This is a genomic window from Pseudomonas sp. LBUM1679 (genome assembly GCF_059695565.1).
Genome location: NZ_CP166774.1, coordinates 3967648 through 3985667, shown reverse-complemented (window position 1 = coordinate 3985667; position 18020 = coordinate 3967648). Strand labels below are relative to the sequence as shown.

The 18020-nt window shown below is 61.3% G+C and carries 16 protein-coding genes; 2 read left to right on the top strand and 14 right to left on the bottom strand.

Going from position 1 to position 18020, the window contains the following annotated elements; genetic code table 11:
• Positions 1 to 25: 25 nt before the first annotated feature.
• From ACA062_RS18045 to ACA062_RS18025, 5 genes are all read right to left on the bottom strand, one after another.
• On the bottom strand, positions 26 to 1159 hold the full coding sequence (locus tag ACA062_RS18045) for an HlyD family secretion protein (RefSeq protein ID WP_497452319.1): 1134 nt from the start codon (positions 1157 to 1159) through the stop codon (positions 26 to 28).
• Positions 1156 to 2820 (bottom strand): MFS transporter, encoded by a 1665-nt coding sequence (locus ACA062_RS18040; protein ID WP_497452318.1) that lies wholly within the window; start codon positions 2818 to 2820, stop codon positions 1156 to 1158. The genes ACA062_RS18045 and ACA062_RS18040 overlap by 4 nt, the downstream gene beginning before the upstream one ends.
• Before the next feature lie 63 nt (positions 2821 to 2883).
• Positions 2884 to 4215, bottom strand: a complete 1332-nt coding sequence (locus ACA062_RS18035; protein ID WP_497452317.1) for an amidohydrolase — start codon at positions 4213 to 4215, stop codon at positions 2884 to 2886.
• Between the two features lie 154 nt (positions 4216 to 4369).
• Positions 4370 to 5788 (bottom strand): sodium:solute symporter family protein, encoded by a 1419-nt coding sequence (locus tag ACA062_RS18030; RefSeq protein WP_497452316.1) that lies wholly within the window; start codon positions 5786 to 5788, stop codon positions 4370 to 4372.
• A 181-nt stretch (positions 5789 to 5969) separates the two neighbouring features.
• Positions 5970 to 6089: a hypothetical protein gene (locus tag ACA062_RS18025; RefSeq protein ID WP_497457446.1), complete on the bottom strand. Its 120-nt coding sequence runs from the start codon at positions 6087 to 6089 to the stop codon at positions 5970 to 5972.
• Here ACA062_RS18025 and ACA062_RS18020 point away from each other — a divergent pair.
• Entirely contained in the window at positions 6036 to 6371 is a 336-nt protein-coding gene (locus ACA062_RS18020) for an EthD domain-containing protein (RefSeq protein ID WP_497452315.1), read from the top strand. The genes ACA062_RS18025 and ACA062_RS18020 overlap by 54 nt on opposite strands.
• Positions 6372 to 6442: 71 nt before the next feature.
• Here the strand turns inward: ACA062_RS18020 and ACA062_RS18015 are convergent, their stop codons facing one another.
• The 9 genes from ACA062_RS18015 to ACA062_RS17975 all read right to left on the bottom strand — a co-directional run bounded on the left by ACA062_RS18015 (position 6443) and on the right by ACA062_RS17975 (position 16685).
• Positions 6443 to 7855, bottom strand: coding sequence for an amidase (locus ACA062_RS18015; RefSeq protein WP_497452314.1), 1413 nt, complete (start codon positions 7853 to 7855; stop codon positions 6443 to 6445).
• Positions 7852 to 9138 (bottom strand): Zn-dependent hydrolase, encoded by a 1287-nt coding sequence (locus tag ACA062_RS18010; RefSeq protein ID WP_497452313.1) that lies wholly within the window; start codon positions 9136 to 9138, stop codon positions 7852 to 7854. Before ACA062_RS18010 ends, ACA062_RS18015 begins: the two co-directional genes overlap by 4 nt.
• A gap of 14 nt (positions 9139 to 9152) precedes the next feature.
• Positions 9153 to 9848 (bottom strand): ABC transporter ATP-binding protein, encoded by a 696-nt coding sequence (locus tag ACA062_RS18005; RefSeq protein WP_128871044.1) that lies wholly within the window; start codon positions 9846 to 9848, stop codon positions 9153 to 9155.
• Positions 9848 to 10609 (bottom strand): ABC transporter ATP-binding protein, encoded by a 762-nt coding sequence (locus ACA062_RS18000; protein WP_497452312.1) that lies wholly within the window; start codon positions 10607 to 10609, stop codon positions 9848 to 9850. The genes ACA062_RS18005 and ACA062_RS18000 overlap by 1 nt, the downstream gene beginning before the upstream one ends.
• On the bottom strand, positions 10606 to 11616 hold the full coding sequence (locus ACA062_RS17995; RefSeq protein ID WP_497452311.1) for a branched-chain amino acid ABC transporter permease: 1011 nt from the start codon (positions 11614 to 11616) through the stop codon (positions 10606 to 10608). Before ACA062_RS17995 ends, ACA062_RS18000 begins: the two co-directional genes overlap by 4 nt.
• Positions 11617 to 11618: 2 nt before the next feature.
• Positions 11619 to 12479, bottom strand: coding sequence for a branched-chain amino acid ABC transporter permease (locus ACA062_RS17990; protein WP_497452310.1), 861 nt, complete (start codon positions 12477 to 12479; stop codon positions 11619 to 11621).
• 83 nt (positions 12480 to 12562) lie between these two features.
• Positions 12563 to 13765 carry an ABC transporter substrate-binding protein gene (locus tag ACA062_RS17985; RefSeq protein WP_497452309.1) on the bottom strand — a complete coding sequence of 401 codons (1203 nt, stop codon included), beginning with the start codon at positions 13763 to 13765 and terminating at the stop codon, positions 12563 to 12565.
• 98 nt (positions 13766 to 13863) lie between these two features.
• Positions 13864 to 14634 (bottom strand): FadR/GntR family transcriptional regulator, encoded by a 771-nt coding sequence (locus tag ACA062_RS17980; RefSeq protein ID WP_497452308.1) that lies wholly within the window; start codon positions 14632 to 14634, stop codon positions 13864 to 13866.
• Between the two features lie 311 nt (positions 14635 to 14945).
• A complete protein-coding gene (locus ACA062_RS17975) occupies positions 14946 to 16685 on the bottom strand; it encodes a dipeptidase (protein WP_497452307.1) in 1740 nt (579 codons plus the stop codon).
• A 236-nt stretch (positions 16686 to 16921) separates the two neighbouring features.
• Here ACA062_RS17975 and ACA062_RS17970 point away from each other — a divergent pair, with 236 nt between their 5' ends.
• On the top strand, positions 16922 to 18019 hold the full coding sequence (locus ACA062_RS17970; protein WP_064677473.1) for a carboxynorspermidine decarboxylase: 1098 nt from the start codon (positions 16922 to 16924) through the stop codon (positions 18017 to 18019).
• Position 18020: the final 1 nt, after the last annotated feature.

Here is an 18020-nt window from a genome sequence, read left to right as displayed (position 1 = left end):
TGGTAGAAAAGACGGGGACTCAGGTTTAATCGCTTTGCACACCCGTATCAATGCTCACCACCACCGACATCCCCGGCCGCAGTCGCTCGCTCTCCAGCTGATCCGCATCCACGGTGATCCGCACCGGCACCCGCTGGGCAATCTTGACAAAGTTGCCGGTGGCGTTGTCCGCCTGCAACAGGCTGAACTCGGAACCGGTGGCCGGTGAAATCCGCTGTACCCGGCCCTGGAATTGACGATGGTTGAGGGCATCGACGCTGAACGTCACCGGTTGGCCAACGCGCACGTTGTCCATCTGGGTCTCCTTCATGTTGGCGATCACCCACAACTGATTGGGCACCAATGCCATCAACTGCGCCCCTGAGTTCACATAGGCACCGAGACGCACACCGATTTGCCCGAGCTGGCCGTCCCGGGGGGCGATGATACGGGTGTTGGACAAGTCAATCCGCGCCAGTTGCACTGCCGCTTGCGCACTGTCGACGGCGGCCTCCAGCGAGCCACGATTGACGATCACCGTCTGCAGGTCTTGCCGGGCGATTTCCAGATTGGCCTGTGCCTGAGCCACGGTGGCAAGGGCCTGGGCATTGGCCGCCAACGTGACGTCCAGCTCACTTCGGGACACCGAACCGTCGTTGACCAACGCTTGGTTGCGGCGTAAATCGGCTGCACTTTTGCGAGCCTGCGCCTGGCTGTCGGCGACCGCCGCCTGACGCAGCTGGATGGTCGCTTCGGCGCTGTTGCGTTGCTGTACCACGTTGGCCAGCGCGGCTTTTTGCACCGCCAGTTGCGCCAGGGATTGATCGAGGCGCTGCTTGTAGATCCGGTCGTCGAGACGCACCAGCAAGTCGCCCGTCTTCACGAATTGAAAATCCTGCACCGGCACCTCGTACACGTACCCGCTGAGCTGCGGGCCGATGATGGTCACCTGGCCGCGCACCAGGGCATTTTCCGTGGTCTCGACCGCACTGCTGAACGGAGGCAGTTGCCAGGCGTACAACACGATCAGCACACCGACGATGGCAATCGCTGCAAAGCCCAGGGACGACATCATCCTGACTCGCAGCGAGCGGGGAGCGGTAGCCGGCGTGGCCGGTGGTGCAACACCTTCGGGCGTCGAGGCAATAGCGTTGGTGGTCGTGGTAGTCGGTTCGGTCATGAAGAAGTGGCACCGCTGGGTTGTCCGAAAGGAGGGGCAGGCGTTGGGGCGACGGTTTTGGTGGTGCTCATCAGCCACAGGGCGCGAACGAAGATCCAGGCCATGGTCAGCACGGCGATTACCGCAATCAGCATGAACACATCGTTATAGGCCAGCACATTGGCCTCGCGGGTGGCGGCTGTGGCCAGGCTGCGAATGCCCTGAAGATTACGCAGGCCCGGGTCGGCGATCAATGAACCGACCGCCGAGCCGCCGCTCTGCACCCGCGCGGCCACGCGTGGATCGAGCAGGGTCAGGTGCTCGACGATGTGGCTGGAATGAAACTTCTCGCGAATGATCTGGAACGTCCCCAGTAGCGCCGCACCGATCAGGCCGCCGAGGTTCTGGCAAATCCCGAACATCACTGAAAAACTCACCAGATTGCGCGGATTGGTCAGTACGTTGCGCACCCCCAGCACCATGGTCGGGCCGAGGAAAAACGTGCCGCCGAAGGCCAGCAGGAATTGGCTGAAGTAGAGGTTTTCCGGGCGGGTCAGGTTGTTCGAATGACTGTCCATTACCGAGCCGACGGCCATCAACGCCAGGGAGATGATCAGTGGCATGAGCAGGTGTTTGGGGTCGATCGTCAGCGCACTGGTGGCCAGTCCGGCGACGCTGCCGATCAGCATCACGACATATAGACTGTGCAGCTGCTGACTGCTCATGTTGAGCATTTGCATGAAGCCGACCGCGCCGGTCGATTGTTCCGAGGTGACCATGCGAATCAGGATGACCGCCAGCGCCAGGCGAATCATCACGCCGCTGCCGAGCCAGCGGGTCATCAGCATCGGGTTGCTGCGGTTGTGCTCGATGGCCAGGCCAGCCAGGATCAACACGATGGAGGCCGCCGAAGCGACGCCGATCCACGGCGTTTCGAGCCACCAATCGATCCGCCCCAGCGACAGCACCGCGCAGAGCAACGCCACGCCGCTGGCAAGGATCGTGAAGGTCAGAAAGTCGAGTGCTTCGAAGGTTTTGAAGCGGTCACCCGGCGGCAACTTGAGCAAAAGCACGCAACCCAGCGACAGCAGCGCCATGCCCAGTTCGAACAGATACAGCCCTCGCCACTCGGCGATCTGCAACAAGTCTTCGGAGAACAGCCGGGCCAGCGGTAATGCCAGTTGCGACGCACCCAGTCCCAGCACCAGCGCCTTCAACCGCCATTTCTCCGGGAAGGCCTGGATCATGTAATACAGGCCCAACGAGCTCAGGGCCGCGCCGACCATGCCGTGCGCCGCCCGCACCGCGATCGCCGAATTCAAGTCGTTGACGAATAAATGCCCGAAGGTCACCAGGGCATAAAGCACCAGGAACACTTCGGTGAAGGCGCGCAGCCCGAACTGCTGGCGAAACTTCACCAGCAGCAGGTTCATCGAAACGTTGGCCATGACATACGCTGCCGGCAGCCAGGCCATTTCGGCAGTCGTCGCACCGAGTGCGCCTTGCAGGTAAGGCAGGTTGGCGATTACCAGCGAGTTACCCAAACCACCGGTCAACGCGACCAGCAACCCCACCAGCCCGTAGGCGAACCGCTTGGCATTGGGGTGCAGCGGCGTCGAGGGCGAACCGGGCAAGCTGGGCCGTTCGTGGGGTTGCCAGTCGCGCGGAACGTAGTGGTCCATTTAGAAGCCTGGTGAGAGACGAAACCTGTGGACTGCCAGTAGACCTGAGGATACTTCAGGCCTTCAAGATTTTTTGGCCACCTGCCCTGGATAGTTGAGCACAAACTGGACATGCGCCTTCACCCCTGTCGCCAGGGTCGCATCGTCCGCGGTGAAGTAGGGACTGTGATTGTTCGGGACCTTCTGCATGTCCTGGTTGGCAGGCGTTGCCCCAAGGAACACGAACAGCCCCGGCACCTTCTCTGCGTAGAAGGAAAAGTCCTCGCTCGGTGACAGCGATGATTCCAGTCGCTCGACCTTGCCCGGCGCAGCCAGCTCCAGCGCGGGCACCATGGCTTCGGTCAGCGCAGGATTATTGGTGGTCACCGGGGCAATGTTCACCAATAACAGGTTGGCCTGGGTCTCATAGGCGCTGGCGATGCCGTTCACCAGCGGCGGCATCTTCTGCAATATGGTGTTGCGTATCGAGGCGTTATTGGTGCGAATGGTGCCAGTGAGTTCGGCAGTCTCGGGAATGATATTGCTCGCCGAGCCGGCATTGATCGTGCCGACACTGATGACGCCCATGCCCTTGGTCATGTCTATCCGCCGACTGATCAGGGTTTGCAGGCCGCCGATGATGTTCTCGCCCGCGATTATCGGGTCCACGCCGCTCCACGGCGCGGAGCCATGGGTCTGCTGGCCTTTGAGGGTGATGCGGAAGGCGTCGTTGCTGTTGAGTACAGTCCCGGATTTGTAATACAGGTGGCCGGTCGGGTAACCGGCCATGACATGCACCCCGAATATGGCTTCGACCTTCGGCGAGTCCAGTGCCCCGTCGCGGATCATCGCCTGCGCGCCGATCACTGCGTCTGCCTGGAACTCATCCACGTCGGCGGCTCCTTCTTCAGCCGGCTGGAACAGAAAAACCACGGTGCCGGCGACCTCGTTGCGATGCTCCGCAAGCACCTTGGCCGCGCCCAGGAGCATCGCGGTGTGCGTGTCATGCCCACAGGCATGCATGACCGGCACCGTTTTGCCCCGGCGCACGCCGGTTGCCGTGCTGGCGAACGGCAAGCCGGTCATTTCCTTGACGGGGAGGGCATCCATGTCGGCACGCAAGGCCACCACAGGGCCGGGTTTACCGCCCTTGAGTACGCCGACCACGCCCGTCTTGCCGATGTGGATGCGCACCTCCAGCCCCAGTGCCTTGAGCTGCTGCGCCACCAGTTCCGAGGTTTTCACCTCCATATTCCCCAACTCGGGGTTCTGGTGAATGGTGTGGCGCAGCTCGATGACGTCCTGATTGACTGAGGCGACGGCGGGGTCGACCCAACTGAAATCGGAGGCTTGGCAGAGGGCTGCTGAGAAGGTGCTCAAAAGAGCAATACCGAAAGGCAGGGAAGGTATACGCATGATGAGGTTCCACTGAGGCTTGATGGCTGCTCGGGGGGAGGGGTGTCCAACATGCCCTCTCACACCCCGCTCGGTTTCCTGGCGTTCAAGGATGAGTCAGTTGTCCTTGAACGGCAGTGTCGATTTGATCGGGGTGCCCCGGTATATAACGTGGTCAGGCACCCTGTTGTTTCAACCCTTCTACAACAACCGACTCGGGCGGTGCACCGCGTCGTGTAATGTGGCTGATGCTCATGATCACCAACGGCGTGAAAAGGGCGATGTAGGCATTGTCGATGCCCCACGGATTGCCGGCCAGGAACCAGCTGACGGTAGCCACCAGGGAGGCGATGATGCTCAGGAACGCGGCGGTCGCGGTGCCGAATTTCGGTGCGTAGAACACCAGTAGCACCAGCACTGCCAGAGAGGCGCGCAGGGCCTTGCCGAGGAAGGCGATCATCAGCACTTTCTCGGAGGTCAGGGCCAACGCAATTGGCAGCAGGCCGACGGCGATGGTAGCCAGGCGTACAAAGCGCAGGGATTTAACATCGCTTTTTTCCGGGTTGAACCATGGCTCATAGAAGTCGCGCAGCAACAAAGTGGCCGAGCCCATGCTGACCGCTGAGATGGTGCCGAACAGCGAGCCTGCCAATCCTGCGACCACCAGTCCGGCGGTCAATTGGTCCATGCTCGCGATCAGGCGCGGGAAGGCTTGCAGCGAATCGACTTGCGGGAACAACGCGGCGCTGCACATGCCGATCAAGGCAGCCCCGATACCGAACGGGATCATCAGGATTGCGCAATAGAAGCATGCGCGTTGCGCCTTACCTGCATCGCTGACGGTGTTCACCGCCTGAATCACGTATTGGGTGGAGAAGATCGAGCCGATACCGGCAATCATCCAGGCGATGATTTGACCCCAACCGATGGCGGTCCAGTCGAACATGCTTGGCGGCAATTGAGTCTGCAGCGCGCTGATCCCTCCGACCTGTTTCAGGCCAAACCACAGCGCTAACCCGACACCCAAGTATTTGAGACTGGCGTGTACGAAGTTGGTGTAGATGACTGAGCGCATGCCGCCGATGCTGACATACATGACTGACACGACACCGACAATGATGATCGCCAGTGTGCGATCCACTTGCAGCACACTGGCCAACACCGCACCGCCGCTGGCATAGATTGAGACGGCAACGATTTCCAGGGCGAAGATGGTGATGATCGACGTGGCGAAACGGGTTCTTTGCCCGTAGTTACGCGACAACACGCCGGAGATGGTGTTGTCACCCAGGTCCTTGTATTTACGCGCCAACAGCCAAGCGAACAACACAAAACCCAACGCCAGCGCAAAAAGGTTCCATGCGGCGGAGATGCCGGTTTTGAAGCCAGTCTGGGCCGTACCGATACTGACGGCGGTGCCGATGAATTCCGACAGCATCAGAAAGCCGATCAAGAATGCAGGAAAGTGCCCGCCGCCGGTGGTGTAGTTATTGGCGCTACGAGAATGTCGACGAACACCGAAGCTGATCAGCGCGAGGCTGAGCATGTAGAAACCGGTGATGGAAAGGACAATCCAGGAAGAGTTGGACTGCATGTTCGTTATCCAATCAACGTGCTGAAGGTTGATGGGGTTGTGGCAGAAACGTGTTCGTAGACAGGGATCATGGTTATGCTCTTTAGGTATTATTTTGCTTGATTCAAGTTTCCTCTGTGTTATTTAGGCGGTCTAATATCGTGAAAGTATTGTTTGATACTTCAAAGGTATTTTATTGTTGTTAGGCTGTCGCGATGCATGCGTCGCCCTTATCGAGTTGCGCCTGAAGTGCAGCCCTGTGTTCGGGATGGGCAATATCCAGCAATTTTGTGATGCGCTGATTGAGCGTCGTACCGCGCAGATCAGCGGCGCCGTACTCGGTGGGGATCATCGCCGACAGCCAGCCCCTGGCTTGCACAAATATGAGGTCAGGTTGGTGTCAGACAACCCAAGCGACACCCACGTACCCTATCTTGAGGTGCCACCTGTGCATGCTATTGGGGAATGCTGGTTTCGCGATCGGTCCGACTATGAGCTGTACATGGAGGCCGATAAAAGAAAGGTTTGGTTTGAGCACGGCAAAACGTTTATTGGTGGGCTCAAGCCATTTGTGACGAGCGATGAGTTTCTTGTGAGCATGTGATCGGGTTGCCGCGCACAAGATGCAGAACGCGGGTCGTGTCAAACCACGACCCGCTTGTTCCGCGCAAGGTTTCAGCCTTTCACCAACGGCTGCCGGGGATGGGGACTTGGAAATGCCCGTTCGTAGGCCCGGCATACGCGTAGTACCTGATCATCGGCAAAGCGCGCACCGACCACCTGCAAGCCGACAGGCAACCCGTCCTGCGCGAAGCCGCACGGCACGGATGCTGCCGGCTGCTGGGTCAGGTTGAAGGGGTAGCTGAAGGGCGTCCACTCCATCCATTCGCCCAGGCCAGAGTCCGGCGGAACGTTGTGCCCGGCGGCGAAGGCGGTGATCGGCAGCATCGGCGACACCAACAGGTCGTAGCGGCTGTGGAACTCGGCCATATGCGCCACCAGCGCCGCGCGGGCTTCCAGGGCCAGTGTGTAGTCGTGAAGGCTGATGCGTTCACCCTGTTCGGCAATGCGCAGCAGGCCTGGGTCGAGTTGTGCGCGTTGCGTCGGGTTCAGTTGTCCGGCCAGTCGTGCGGCGCCAGCGAACCACAGGGTGTTGAACAGCTCCAGTGGATCGTTGAAACCAGGGTCGACCTGCTCGACGTGCGCGCCCAGTTGCGCCAGGCGTCCCACTGCCTGGGCCACCACCCGCGCCACCTGCGGATCGACTTTCACATAACCGAAGTCCGGGCTGTAAGCGATGCGCAGGCCTTTGAGATCATTGCTCTCGGATAGCCAGGGCGTGCTGCGTGATGCCCCGGACAGGCCGTCCCGGCTATCCGGCCGGGCAACGGTTTGCAGCATCAGCACCGCATCGTCGACGGTGCGGGTCATTGGCCCCAGGTGCGAGAGCAGGGTCATGGCGCTGGCCGGCCACTGGGGTACGTATCCGAAGGTCGGCTTGATCCCGAAGGTACCGGTGAAGGCACAGGGAATGCGGATCGAGCCGCCGGCATCGCTGCCCTGGTGCAGCACCCCGAGGTTCAGCGAAGCGGCAGCGGCCGCACCACCGGAGGAACCGCCGGCGGTCATGCGCGTGTCCCAGGGGTTGCGGGTGATGCCGTACAACGGGTTGTCGGTCACACCTTTCCAGCCGAATTCCGGGGTGGTGGTCTTGCCCAGCAGCACCGCGCCGGCGTTGCGCATGAATGCCGGGAAGGGCGCATCCACCTCCCAGGGGCCGGTGGCGGAGGTGGTTTTCGAACCCTTGCGCGTGGGCATGCCACGGGTCAGGGTCAGGTCCTTGATCGACGCCGGCACACCGTCCAGTGCGCCGCACGGCTGGCCCTTGAGCCAGCGCTGTTCAGAGGCCCGCGCCGCTTCCAGCGCGCCTTGCGGATCGACATGGCAATAGGCGTTGACCTGCGGATTGAAGCGCTCGATGCGCGCCAGGGCGTCCTCGGTCACCTCCACTGGCGACAGGCGCTTGTCGCGGTAATGGGCCAGTAGCTCGACGCCACTCATCTCGGCGATTTCGCTGTGTTGCTTCATGCCGCGGGTCCTCCTTGTGCTTGTGCCGCGTTGACCATGGCGCGCAACAGCACGGCGCAACCGTCGGCCAGGTCCTGGGGCGCGGCGTTTTCGATTTCGTTGTGGCTGATGCCACCTTCGCAGGGAACGAAGATCATCCCGGCCGGGCCCAGCTCGGCGACGAAGATCGCGTCGTGTCCGGCGCCGCTGACGATGTCCATGTGGCTCAGGCCCAACTGCTCGGCGCCCTGGCGCACGGCGGTGACACAGGCAGGGTCAAAGTCCAGCGGCGGGAAGTCGGCGGTAGGGGTCAGCTCGTAACTCAAACCGTGCTGCAGGCAGGTGTCTTCAATCACCTGGCGCACCTCATCGACCATGGCTTGCAGTTTATCGGCATGCAAGTGGCGCAGATCGATGGTCATCTGCACTTGACCGGGAATCACATTGCGCGAGCCAGGGTGCAGGGTCAGGCAACCGACGGTACCGCAGGCATGAGGCTGTTGCGCATGGGCGATGCGGTTGACCGCGCTGACCACCTGCGCGGCGCCGACCAGGGCGTCCTTGCGCAGGTGCATCGGCGTCGGCCCGGCATGGGCCTCCACCCCGGTCAGGGTCAGGTCGAACCACTTCTGCCCGAGGCAGCCCATGACCACGCCGATGGTGGTCTCCCGGTCTTCCAGCACCGGGCCCTGTTCGATGTGTGCCTCGAAATACGCGCCCACTGGATGGCCGTGCACCGCCCGCGAACCGGCATAGCCGATGCGCTGCAACTCGCTGCCCACCGACAGTCCCTGTTCATCCTGTTTGCTCAGGGTGTCCTCGAGGTCGAACTTACCGGCGAACACCCCCGAGCCCATCATGCACGGCGGGAATCGGGAGCCTTCTTCGTTGGTCCAGACCACCACCTCGATCGGCGCCTCGGTCTGCACGCCGAGGTCATTGAGGGTACGGATCACTTCCAGTCCGGCCATCACCCCGTAGCAACCGTCAAACTTGCCGCCGGTGGGCTGGGTGTCGATATGGCTACCGGTCATCACGGGCGCGCGCTCGGGGTCGCGTCCGGCACGGCGAGCGAAAATATTGCCGATGCCATCGATACTGACGGTGCAACCGGCCTCTTCGCACCAGCGCACGAACAGGTCACGGGCCTGCCGGTCAAGGTCGGTCAGGGCCAGGCGACAGACGCCGCCCTTGGCGGTGGCGCCGAGCTGCGCGAGGGCCATCAGCGATTGCCAGAGACGTTCGCGGTTGACCAGTGGGGCGTTGTTTTGCAACTGCGGTGCAGACACTATCGGGTGGTTCATTTTCATCTCTCCCGTCAGGCGCTCAGGGCCAGGTAGCGGTTCTTGATGGTCGGGTCGGCGCGGAAGTCAGCGGCGCTGCCTTCGTACACCACACGGCCCTGTTCGAGGACGTAATGGCGGTCGGCGAGCTTGTCGCAGACCATCAGGTTCTGTTCCACCAGCAGCACCGGCAGGCCGTCGTCCTTGATCTTGCGCAGGATCTTCACCAGCTCATCGACGATCACTGGCGCCAGGCCTTCGGTGGGTTCGTCGAGGATCAGCAGCTTCGGGTCATTGAGCAGGGCGCGGGCGATGGCCAGCATCTGTTGTTCGCCGCCGGACAGCGCGTGCCCGGCGTTTTTACGGCGTTCCTTGAGGCGCGGAAACATCGCGTAGACATCCTCCAGCTGCCAGCGGCTGGTCTTGCGCTGGGCGATCCGCAGGTTTTCCTCAACGCTGAGCAAGCGAAAGATGCCCCGATGTTCTGGCACTAGCGCCAAACCCTGGCGAGCGATCTCGAAGATTTTCTGGCCGACCAGCTCCTGACCGTTGAAACGGATCTGCCCCTGACGCGGGCAGATGATCCCGAGGATGCTGCGCAGGGTTGTGGTCTTGCCCGCACCGTTGCGTCCCAGCAGGGTCACCAACTCACCGGCGTTGACCTGCAACGAGACACCTTCGAGGACGTGGCTCTTGTCGTAGTAGGAATGGATATTCTCGACGGTCAGCATCAGGCAGCTTCTCCCAGATAGGCGATGCGTACGCGCTCGTCGGCGCGGACGAATTCCGGTGTGCCTTCGACCAGAATCTGGCCGTGGCTCATGACGGTGATGCGTTGACTGATCGACATGACGATGCTCATGTTGTGCTCGATCAGCAGCACGGTGTGATCGCGGCCCAGGTCGCTGATCAGTTGAGTCATGATCGGGATGTCGTCGATGCCCATGCCGGACGTTGGCTCATCGAGCATCAGCAGCTTTGGCTTGGAGCAGATCGACATGCCGACTTCCAGCACCCGCTGCTGGCCATGGGACAGTTCGCCGGCGAGGGTGTCGGCGCGGGTCGTCAGCTGCAGGCGTTCGAGTACCTGATCGGCCACTTCCAGGTGTTCGCGGCGGCTGTCGACGTGACGCCAGAAGTTCAGCGCCCCCAGCCCATCGCGGCCCTGGGCGGCCAGGCGCAGGTTTTCCCGCACGCTGAGGTTCTGGAACAGGCTGGTCAGCTGGAACGAACGCGCCATGCCCAGGCCGACCCGGCCGTGAGCCGGTTTCTTGATGATGTTTTTGCCGTTGAACAGAATGGCCCCGGCGGTGGCCTGGCGTTCACCGGTCAGGCAGTGGAACAGGCTGGTCTTGCCGGCGCCGTTGGGGCCGATAATGGTGTGGATAGTGCCTGCCTCGACCTTCAGGTTGACGCCGTTGACCGCGTGGAAGGCGCCATAGGCCAGTTCCAGGTCGCGGGTTTCGAGCAGGTATTGGCCAGGGTTGTTCATGACAGTTTCTCCTTGACCGGCTCGGCCGTCTTGCGCTGGCCCTTGAGGCGCTCGAACAGGCTCGACAGCCCGCCCCACAACCCGCCGCGCATGAACACCACCACCAGGATCAGGATGATCCCCAGGAGCATCAGCCAACGTGGCCAGAGATCGGAGAGGAACTCGCCGAGCAATACGATGGAACCGGCGCCCAGCAAGGAGCCGAACAGCGAACCGGTACCGCCGACTATGGTCATGATCAGAATGTTTTCCGACATCGCCAGGTCGATGTTCGACAGCGGTACGAAATGCAGGAGCATGGCGTACAGCGCCCCGGCGATCCCGGTCACCGCGCCGGACAGCATGAACACCAGGATCTTGAAATGCCGGGTGTCGTAGCCGATGGCGGCGGCCCGGGTCTCGTTCTCGCGAATTGCCATCAGCGTGCTGCCGAATGGCGAGGCGATTACCCGACGGGCACCCATGAAGATCAGCAGAAACAGGACCGCGACGAAACCGTAGAAATAACGCGCGTCGCTCAGCGACAGCAGCACGGTGTCGCCGATGCGGATTTCCGGGCGCGGCACGCTGAGCAGGCCGTTGTCGCCGCCAGTCCAGTCGCTCAGGGTGTAGGCGATGAAGTAGGCCATCTGGCTGAACGCCAGGGTCAGCATCACGAAATAGATGCCGGTGCGACGAATCGCCAGGGCGCCTACCACTAACGCCAGCACTGCGCCGGCCACTGCGGCACCGAGCAGGGCGCTCAACAGTCCCAATTGCAGGTGGATCATCAACAACGCGGCACAGTAGGCACCGGCACCGAAGAAGATGCCCTGGCCGAATGACAGCAGCCCGGTGTAGCCCAGCAGCAGGTTACAGGCCAGCGCCGCGAGGGCGAAGATCAGGATTTCTGTAGCCAGGGTCGCCGATGGCAGCACCAGCGGCAGGCCGATCAGCACCGCAATCACCAACAGCAGCATGGAGCGCGACTGAGTCTTGGCAAAGGGCAGGGGGGTTTTTTCGCTCATGCTCATGCTCTCCCGAACAGGCCGTAGGGACGGACCAGAATCACCGCCGCCATGGCGCCGTAAATCATCAGACTGGCGCCCTGCGGCCAGATAGTGGTCATCAGGCTTTGCACCACACCGACCAACAAACCGCCAACCAGCGCACCGCTGAACGAGCCCATTCCGCCGATCACCACCACCACGAACGCGACCCCGAGAATCTCCGGGCCGACAAAGGGTTGGGCACCGCGCAACGGCGCAAACAGCACACCGGCGACACCCGCCAGGGCGACGCCGAGGGCGAAGGTCATGGAGAACAGCCGGAAGATGTTGGTGCCCAGCAGCGACACGGTTTCAGTGCTTTCACTGCCGGCCCGCACCAATGCGCCGAACCGCGTGCACTCCAACAGCAGCCACAGCGTCAGCCCTATCAGTGCGGAAAAGACAATCAGGAACAAGCGGTAGTAGGGATAGACGAAGTCGCCGATGATCAACACGCCGCGCAGCAGTTCCGGCACCGCCACACTCTTGCCCACCGGGCCCCAGATCAGCACGCTGGCTTCCTGGATAATCAGCGCGATACCTAGGGTCACCAGAATCTGAAAGGTATGGGGTAAGTGGTAGATCCTTTGGATCAATAATCGCTCGATGGCCCAGGCGAGGGCGGCCACCACCAACGGCGCAAGCAGCAGGGCCAGCCAGAAGCTTCCGCTCAGGCTGACGACGGTGTAGCAGATGTAGGCGCCGAGCACGAAAAACGCGCCGTGGGCGAAGTTGACGAAGTTCAGCAGGCCGAAAATGATCGTCAGGCCGACCGCGATCAGGAAGTAGATCATCCCCAGGCCGAGGCCATTGAGTATCTGGAACAGGTAAAGATTGAGCATGCAGGTACCCTCTGCAGGGAGCCGGCTGACGAAGGCGTCACCCGGCCCGCTGCCTGTGGCGAGCGGTAGAAAGGTTTCTCGGGTCAGCCGAGGACGCAGCCGGTCGCGTCTGCCGGCGGGAACGAGCGGCCGGAGCTGACGACCTGCGCAAGGTCATCCTTGTCGCGCATGTCGGCGGCGGCCTTGCCCACCAACAGGTAGTAATCCTTGATCACCTGGTGATCACCGGCGCGGATCGACTCCTGGCCGGTGGGCCCTTCGTAGCTCAAGCCCTGCATGGCCTTGGCCACGGTAGGGCCGTCGAAGCTGCCGGTGGCGATGATGCTCTCGAGCATGATCCTGGTGCCGATGTAATCGGCCGCCAGCGGGTAGGTGGGATTGATGCCGTATTTGGCCTGGGTGATCTTTACCAGCTCGCGGTTGAGCGGGGTATCGACCTGGTGCCAGTACTGGGCGCCGAGGTAGACGCCTTCGAGCACGTCGCTGCCCAGCTCCTGGAACTGGTCAAGCCCGGCGGACCACACCAGCAGCACTTTCATTCTTTCCTTGATGCCGAAGTTCACTGCCTGGCGCAGGGCATTGGAGGACTGGCTGCCGAAGTTGAGCAGCACCAGTACGTCAGGCCGGGCGGCGATGGCGTTGGTCAGGTAGCCGGAAAATTCCTGCTCCTGCAACGAGTGATAGCTATTGCCGATGTGTTCGATGCCATGCTCGGCGCACACCTGTTTCGCGCCTGCGAGCAGCGCCTCGCCGAAGACGTATTGTGGGGTGATGGTGTACCAGCGCTTGGCGTTGGGCAGCAGCTTGATCAGCGGCACCATGGTTTCGCGAATGGCGCCGTAGGTCGGCACCGACCAGCGAAAGGTCGAGGCATTGCAGTCCTTGCCGGTGACTTCATCAGCCCCCACGGGGGTCATGAATACACCGCCGACCTTGCCAACTTCCTTGGCCACTGCCAGTGCTGAAGACGATAGGGTACAACCCTGGAAAAATCGCGCGCCATCCTGGGCAATCGCCTCCTGGACTTTGCGCACTGCCTTGCCGGCGTTGCCTTCGGTGTCGATTACCTTGTAGTGCAGGGGCCGGCCGAGCAAGGTCGGATGTTGCTCCACCGCCAGGCGCGAGCCCATGTCGGCGAACTTGCCGTAGCTGGCGAAGGCGCCGGACATCGATTTAAGCCCATAAAAGGTAAAGGGCTCGGCGGCAAACGCATGACGCACACCCAGCGGAAGGCTGAGGGCTCCGGCAACGGTCAGACTGGCTTTCAACAACGTACGACGCTGCATGGGGTAACTCCCTGGAGTAGTTATTGGCAGGAGTGGCAATGGCAAAACGGCGCATCACGGCCTGTGGGCAGGCCTTTTATTGGAGGTCGCAGCGGACTTCAGTGGGTGTGATCGAACTCCAGTAAAAAGTGGCGGGTGACTTCCCCTTCGAGGGCGCTCATGTGGTGCTCGGCATCGCACATATGTTCATGCATCAATTGCCGCACGCTGCTTTCATCCTCGGCTTGCAAGGCGTTCAGCAGGCGCTTGTGGTAGTCGAGGTTGGCCGCGTCAAACTGCTTGCGCTTGGGTTTGTAGGCTTTCTTCAACACCACCAGGTCGCGCAGCAGGTCATTGAGAAAGTGCGCCATGAACGCCAGCAGAGGGTTGGGACAGGCACGGGCCAGCAGGTTGTGGAACTCCAGTTCCGCCAGGCGCTGTTCGCGCTGGCCGGCTTCGCTGTCTTCCGGCGCGCTACAGAAATCCACGTTGTCCTGCAGGGCTTTGAAGTCAGCCGCGCTGAGGCGGCCAATCACCGACACCGACAGTTCGACCTCGATGACCTTGCGTAATTGGTACACCTGCTCGCCGTCCAGGTGCTGGAAATGCAGGTAGTTGCGCAAGGCGCGGCTGGCCGGCTCCGTGCCGGCTTCATTCAGGTACGCGCCACCGCTGGGGCCGGTGCGGGTGTTGACCAGACCTTCGACCTCAAGGGCCTTGAGCGCTTCACGCGCCGAGCCCTTGGAGCACTGGAAACTTTCCATCAGCTCGCGCTCGGTGGGCAAACGGTCGCCAGGGCGCAGCGCGTCGGTGACGATGGAGCGCTTGACCGACTCGACTATCACATCGGAAAGCTTCTGGCGTTTGCGGCGGATCGGGCGACTGAGCATGGATTTCCATTTATCCTATTAATGCGGATAAATAGCACTTAATAGGACGTGGCTTGGTGCGTCAATCGTCTAGGGGATGAGGTGTCGCTTTTAGTGTGTAAGGGTCGTAATTGGATAAAAGAGCCGTTGTAGGAGCGAGCTTGCTCGCGAAGGACGTCAACGATAATGCGTGTTCCCTGAATTAACGCGTCGGCCTTGAGACCATCGCGAGCAAGCTTGCTCCTACAACAGCACGGCGCTGCTCGGCGTCACGACGGGACCCAGCCGGTCAAAGAGTTGGACCCGCCAGAACAGCGGGTCCGAAAGGGAGATCAGAGCTTCGGCAACTGCCCGATGCGTCCGAGCATCTCGGTCACGATCTGTAGGTCCAGCAGGAACTGGTCGACGGTCTTGAACTCGTTGTCGGTGTGGCCGGTGTACTTGAGCTCGGGTCGGGCCAGGCCGAACTGCACGCCATTGGGCAGCTCATGGACCGAGGTGGCGCCGGCGGAGGTGCCGTACTTGTGTTCCATGCTCAGGTTTTCGCTGGCCACGGCCAGCAGGGCCTTGACCCATTCACCCTCGGGGTTGCGGTACATCGGCTCGGCGATCGAGTAGTCGAAGGTCGGCGCAATGTGGGTGTGCTTGCTCCAGGCGACCAGCTTGTCGGCGATTTCGCTCTTGAGCACTTCTGGCGACTTGCCTTTCGGCACCCGCAGGTTGACCGCGAGCTTGAAGGCTTTTTCATCCATCCCGACATAGGTCAGGGAGGCCGTCAGCGGGCCCATAAAGGCATCGGAAAAGCCCACACCCAATTTGCCGCCCAGGTAATCCAGTCCCCAGTTGTCGGCGGCGTAGCGCGCGGCGTCGGTGATGTGGTTGTGCTTGAGCGCGACCTTGCCGTCGAGGCTGTTGATCAAGTCCAGCATCCTGGCCACCGGGTTGACGCCGGATTCGGGTTCGGAGGAGTGGGCGGAAACGCCGGTGACCGTCAGTTGCACATCCTTGCCGACGACCTTGGCGGTCACCTCGAAGTTGGCGCCATTGCGCTGGGCATAATCGGCACCGGCCTTTTGCAGGCTGGCAGCCAGTTCGGCGGGTTGGTCGGTCACCAGGGTGGCGACCGAGGTCGACGGAATCTGGTTGGTGGCCAGCCCGCCAGTCATTGAGATGATTTCGGCGCCTTTGCCTTCTGCAGCGCGCCGGGTAAAGCTGGCCATGACGGTGCCGTAGCCTTTCTCGGCGATCACCACAGGGTAGCTGCCATCGAGTGCCAGGTTGTAGTTGGGCGTCGGGTTGCGTTCGAAGTAGTAAGGGATGGCGTCGCCGGTGGTTTCCTCGGTGGTGTCTATCAGCAGCTTGAAATTCCTCGCCAGCGGCAGCTTTTCTTCCTTGATCACCTTCATGGCGTAGAGCGCCACGACGATGCCGTTCTTGTCATCTTCGGTGCCCCGGCCATACAGGCGGTCACCGACCAGGGTGACCTTGAACGGATCGAGCCGGGTGCCGTCTTTGAGGACCCAGTTTTCCGGGGTCACGGGCACCACATCGGCATGCGCGTGAATGCCCACGACTTCCTCGCTACTGCCCTCGAGGGCGACTTCGTAGACGCGGTTGTCGATGTTGCGAAAGTTCAGGTTGAAGGCTTGCGCCAGGCCCTTGAGCTTGTCGGCGATCTTGATGAACTCGGGGTTCTCGTGCTGGGCAACGCCGTCCACGCGAAAGGTCGGGATGGCGACCAGTTCGCGCAGGGTCTCGTTGGCCGCGTTGCCGTATTTCACCCGTGCATAAATGCCCAGCAGGCGATGGATCTCGTTCTGCTGTTCAGGGGAAAGGGTCTTGTTGCCCAGGAAGGCACTGATGGCCGCGCCGAGGTCGTTGGTCTTGGCCAGGTCGCTTTTGGCCAGGTCTCCCAGGAACTGCCTGAAATCCGTGACAGATGCGTTATCGAAGCGCTTGAGGATGGCCGCGCTCTGTTGCGGAGTGATGTTGGCGTACGCTGGCGTGGCAATCGAAGAAAGGCTGGCGAGTAGCAAGGTGGCTGCGGCCAGGTGCTTGAGTGAATAATTCATTGCTGGGCATTCCTTTGCAGGCTGGTTGGGAAGTGTCTGATCGAAGTAACAGAACATTTCCAAAATTAACACCATTCGTCAGCCCGATGGGCACCCAGCGCTGCATTTTCGAATCAATCGACCGGGTAAAGGCCACCCGACAATCGGCAAACTGCGCATTCTGCTCTTTCGATATGTAATAAGTGAAGGCACAATGCGCATCCTTTTTTGGCTGGCCTTGCCGGAGGCGCCTCGAAATGATCAAAACGCCGTATTACCTCATCGATAAACAGAAGCTGCTGGCGAACATGCAGAAGATCGCCTATGTGCGCGAACAGTCCGGGGCCAAGGCCCTGCTGGCGCTCAAGTGCTTCGCCACCTGGTCGGTGTTCGACCTGATGCAGCAGTACATGGACGGCACCACGTCGTCGTCGCTTTACGAACTTAAGCTCGGTCGACAGAAGTTCGCCGGCGAGACCCACGCCTACAGCGTGGCCTGGGCCGACGACGAGATCGAGGAGATGCTCGAGAACTGCGACAAGATCATCTTCAACTCCATCGGCCAGCTGCAGCGCTACACCGAAGCGTCGGCGGGCAAGGTCCGCGGCCTGCGGGTCAACCCGCAGGTGAGCAGCTCGGATTATCTGCTGGCCGACCCGGCGCGTCCGTTCAGCCGCCTGGGCGAATGGGACCCGGTGAAGATCGAGCAGGTCATCGGCCAGATCTCCGGCTTCATGTTCCACAACAACTGCGAGAACGGCGACTTCGGCCTGTTCGACCAGATGCTGTGCACCATCGAAGAGCGTTTCGGTCACCTGCTGCACAAGGTCGAGTGGGTCAGCCTCGGTGGCGGCATTCACTTCACCGGTGAAGGCTATGCGCTGGACGAGTTCTGCGCGCGCCTCAAGGCCTTCTCGCAGAAGTACGGCGTACAGGTCTACCTGGAGCCGGGCGAAGCCGCCATCACCCAGAGCGCGTCGCTGGAAGTCACGGTGCTCGACACCCTGTACAACGGCAAGCACCTGGCAGTCGTGGACAGCTCCATCGAAGCGCACATGCTCGATCTGCTGATCTATCGCCTGAACGCCAAGCTGGCGCCGAGCGAGGGTGAGCACACCTACATGGTGTGCGGCAAATCCTGCCTGGCCGGCGACATTTTCGGCGAGTATCAATTTGCTCGGCCGCTGGCCATCGGCGATCGGCTGTCGTTCGTCGATGCAGCGGGTTACACCATGGTCAAGAAGAACTGGTTCAATGGCTTGAAAATGCCGTCCATCGTAGTGAAACAACTCGACGGTAGTATCGAGGTGGTTCGCGAATTTGGTTACAACGACTACATGTCCAGCCTTTCGTAAG

Excerpts from the sequence above, each read along its gene's own strand:
- ACA062_RS18045 (WP_497452319.1), bottom strand. The coding sequence starts at position 1,159 with ATGACCGAACCGACTACCACGACCACCAACGCTATTGCCTCGACGCCC.
- ACA062_RS18040 (WP_497452318.1), bottom strand. The coding sequence starts at position 2,820 with ATGGACCACTACGTTCCGCGCGACTGGCAACCCCACGAACGGCCCAGC.
- ACA062_RS18035 (WP_497452317.1), bottom strand. The coding sequence starts at position 4,215 with ATGCGTATACCTTCCCTGCCTTTCGGTATTGCTCTTTTGAGCACCTTC.
- ACA062_RS18030 (WP_497452316.1), bottom strand. The coding sequence starts at position 5,788 with ATGCAGTCCAACTCTTCCTGGATTGTCCTTTCCATCACCGGTTTCTAC.
- ACA062_RS18020 (WP_497452315.1), top strand. The coding sequence starts at position 6,036 with ATGGGCAATATCCAGCAATTTTGTGATGCGCTGATTGAGCGTCGTACC.
- ACA062_RS18015 (WP_497452314.1), bottom strand. The coding sequence starts at position 7,855 with ATGAAGCAACACAGCGAAATCGCCGAGATGAGTGGCGTCGAGCTACTG.
- ACA062_RS18010 (WP_497452313.1), bottom strand. The coding sequence starts at position 9,138 with ATGAACCACCCGATAGTGTCTGCACCGCAGTTGCAAAACAACGCCCCA.
- ACA062_RS18005 (WP_128871044.1), bottom strand. The coding sequence starts at position 9,848 with ATGCTGACCGTCGAGAATATCCATTCCTACTACGACAAGAGCCACGTC.
- ACA062_RS18000 (WP_497452312.1), bottom strand. The coding sequence starts at position 10,609 with ATGAACAACCCTGGCCAATACCTGCTCGAAACCCGCGACCTGGAACTG.
- ACA062_RS17995 (WP_497452311.1), bottom strand. The coding sequence starts at position 11,616 with ATGAGCGAAAAAACCCCCCTGCCCTTTGCCAAGACTCAGTCGCGCTCC.
- ACA062_RS17990 (WP_497452310.1), bottom strand. The coding sequence starts at position 12,479 with ATGCTCAATCTTTACCTGTTCCAGATACTCAATGGCCTCGGCCTGGGG.
- ACA062_RS17985 (WP_497452309.1), bottom strand. The coding sequence starts at position 13,765 with ATGCAGCGTCGTACGTTGTTGAAAGCCAGTCTGACCGTTGCCGGAGCC.
- ACA062_RS17980 (WP_497452308.1), bottom strand. The coding sequence starts at position 14,634 with ATGCTCAGTCGCCCGATCCGCCGCAAACGCCAGAAGCTTTCCGATGTG.
- ACA062_RS17975 (WP_497452307.1), bottom strand. The coding sequence starts at position 16,685 with ATGAATTATTCACTCAAGCACCTGGCCGCAGCCACCTTGCTACTCGCC.
- ACA062_RS17970 (WP_064677473.1), top strand. The coding sequence starts at position 16,922 with ATGATCAAAACGCCGTATTACCTCATCGATAAACAGAAGCTGCTGGCG.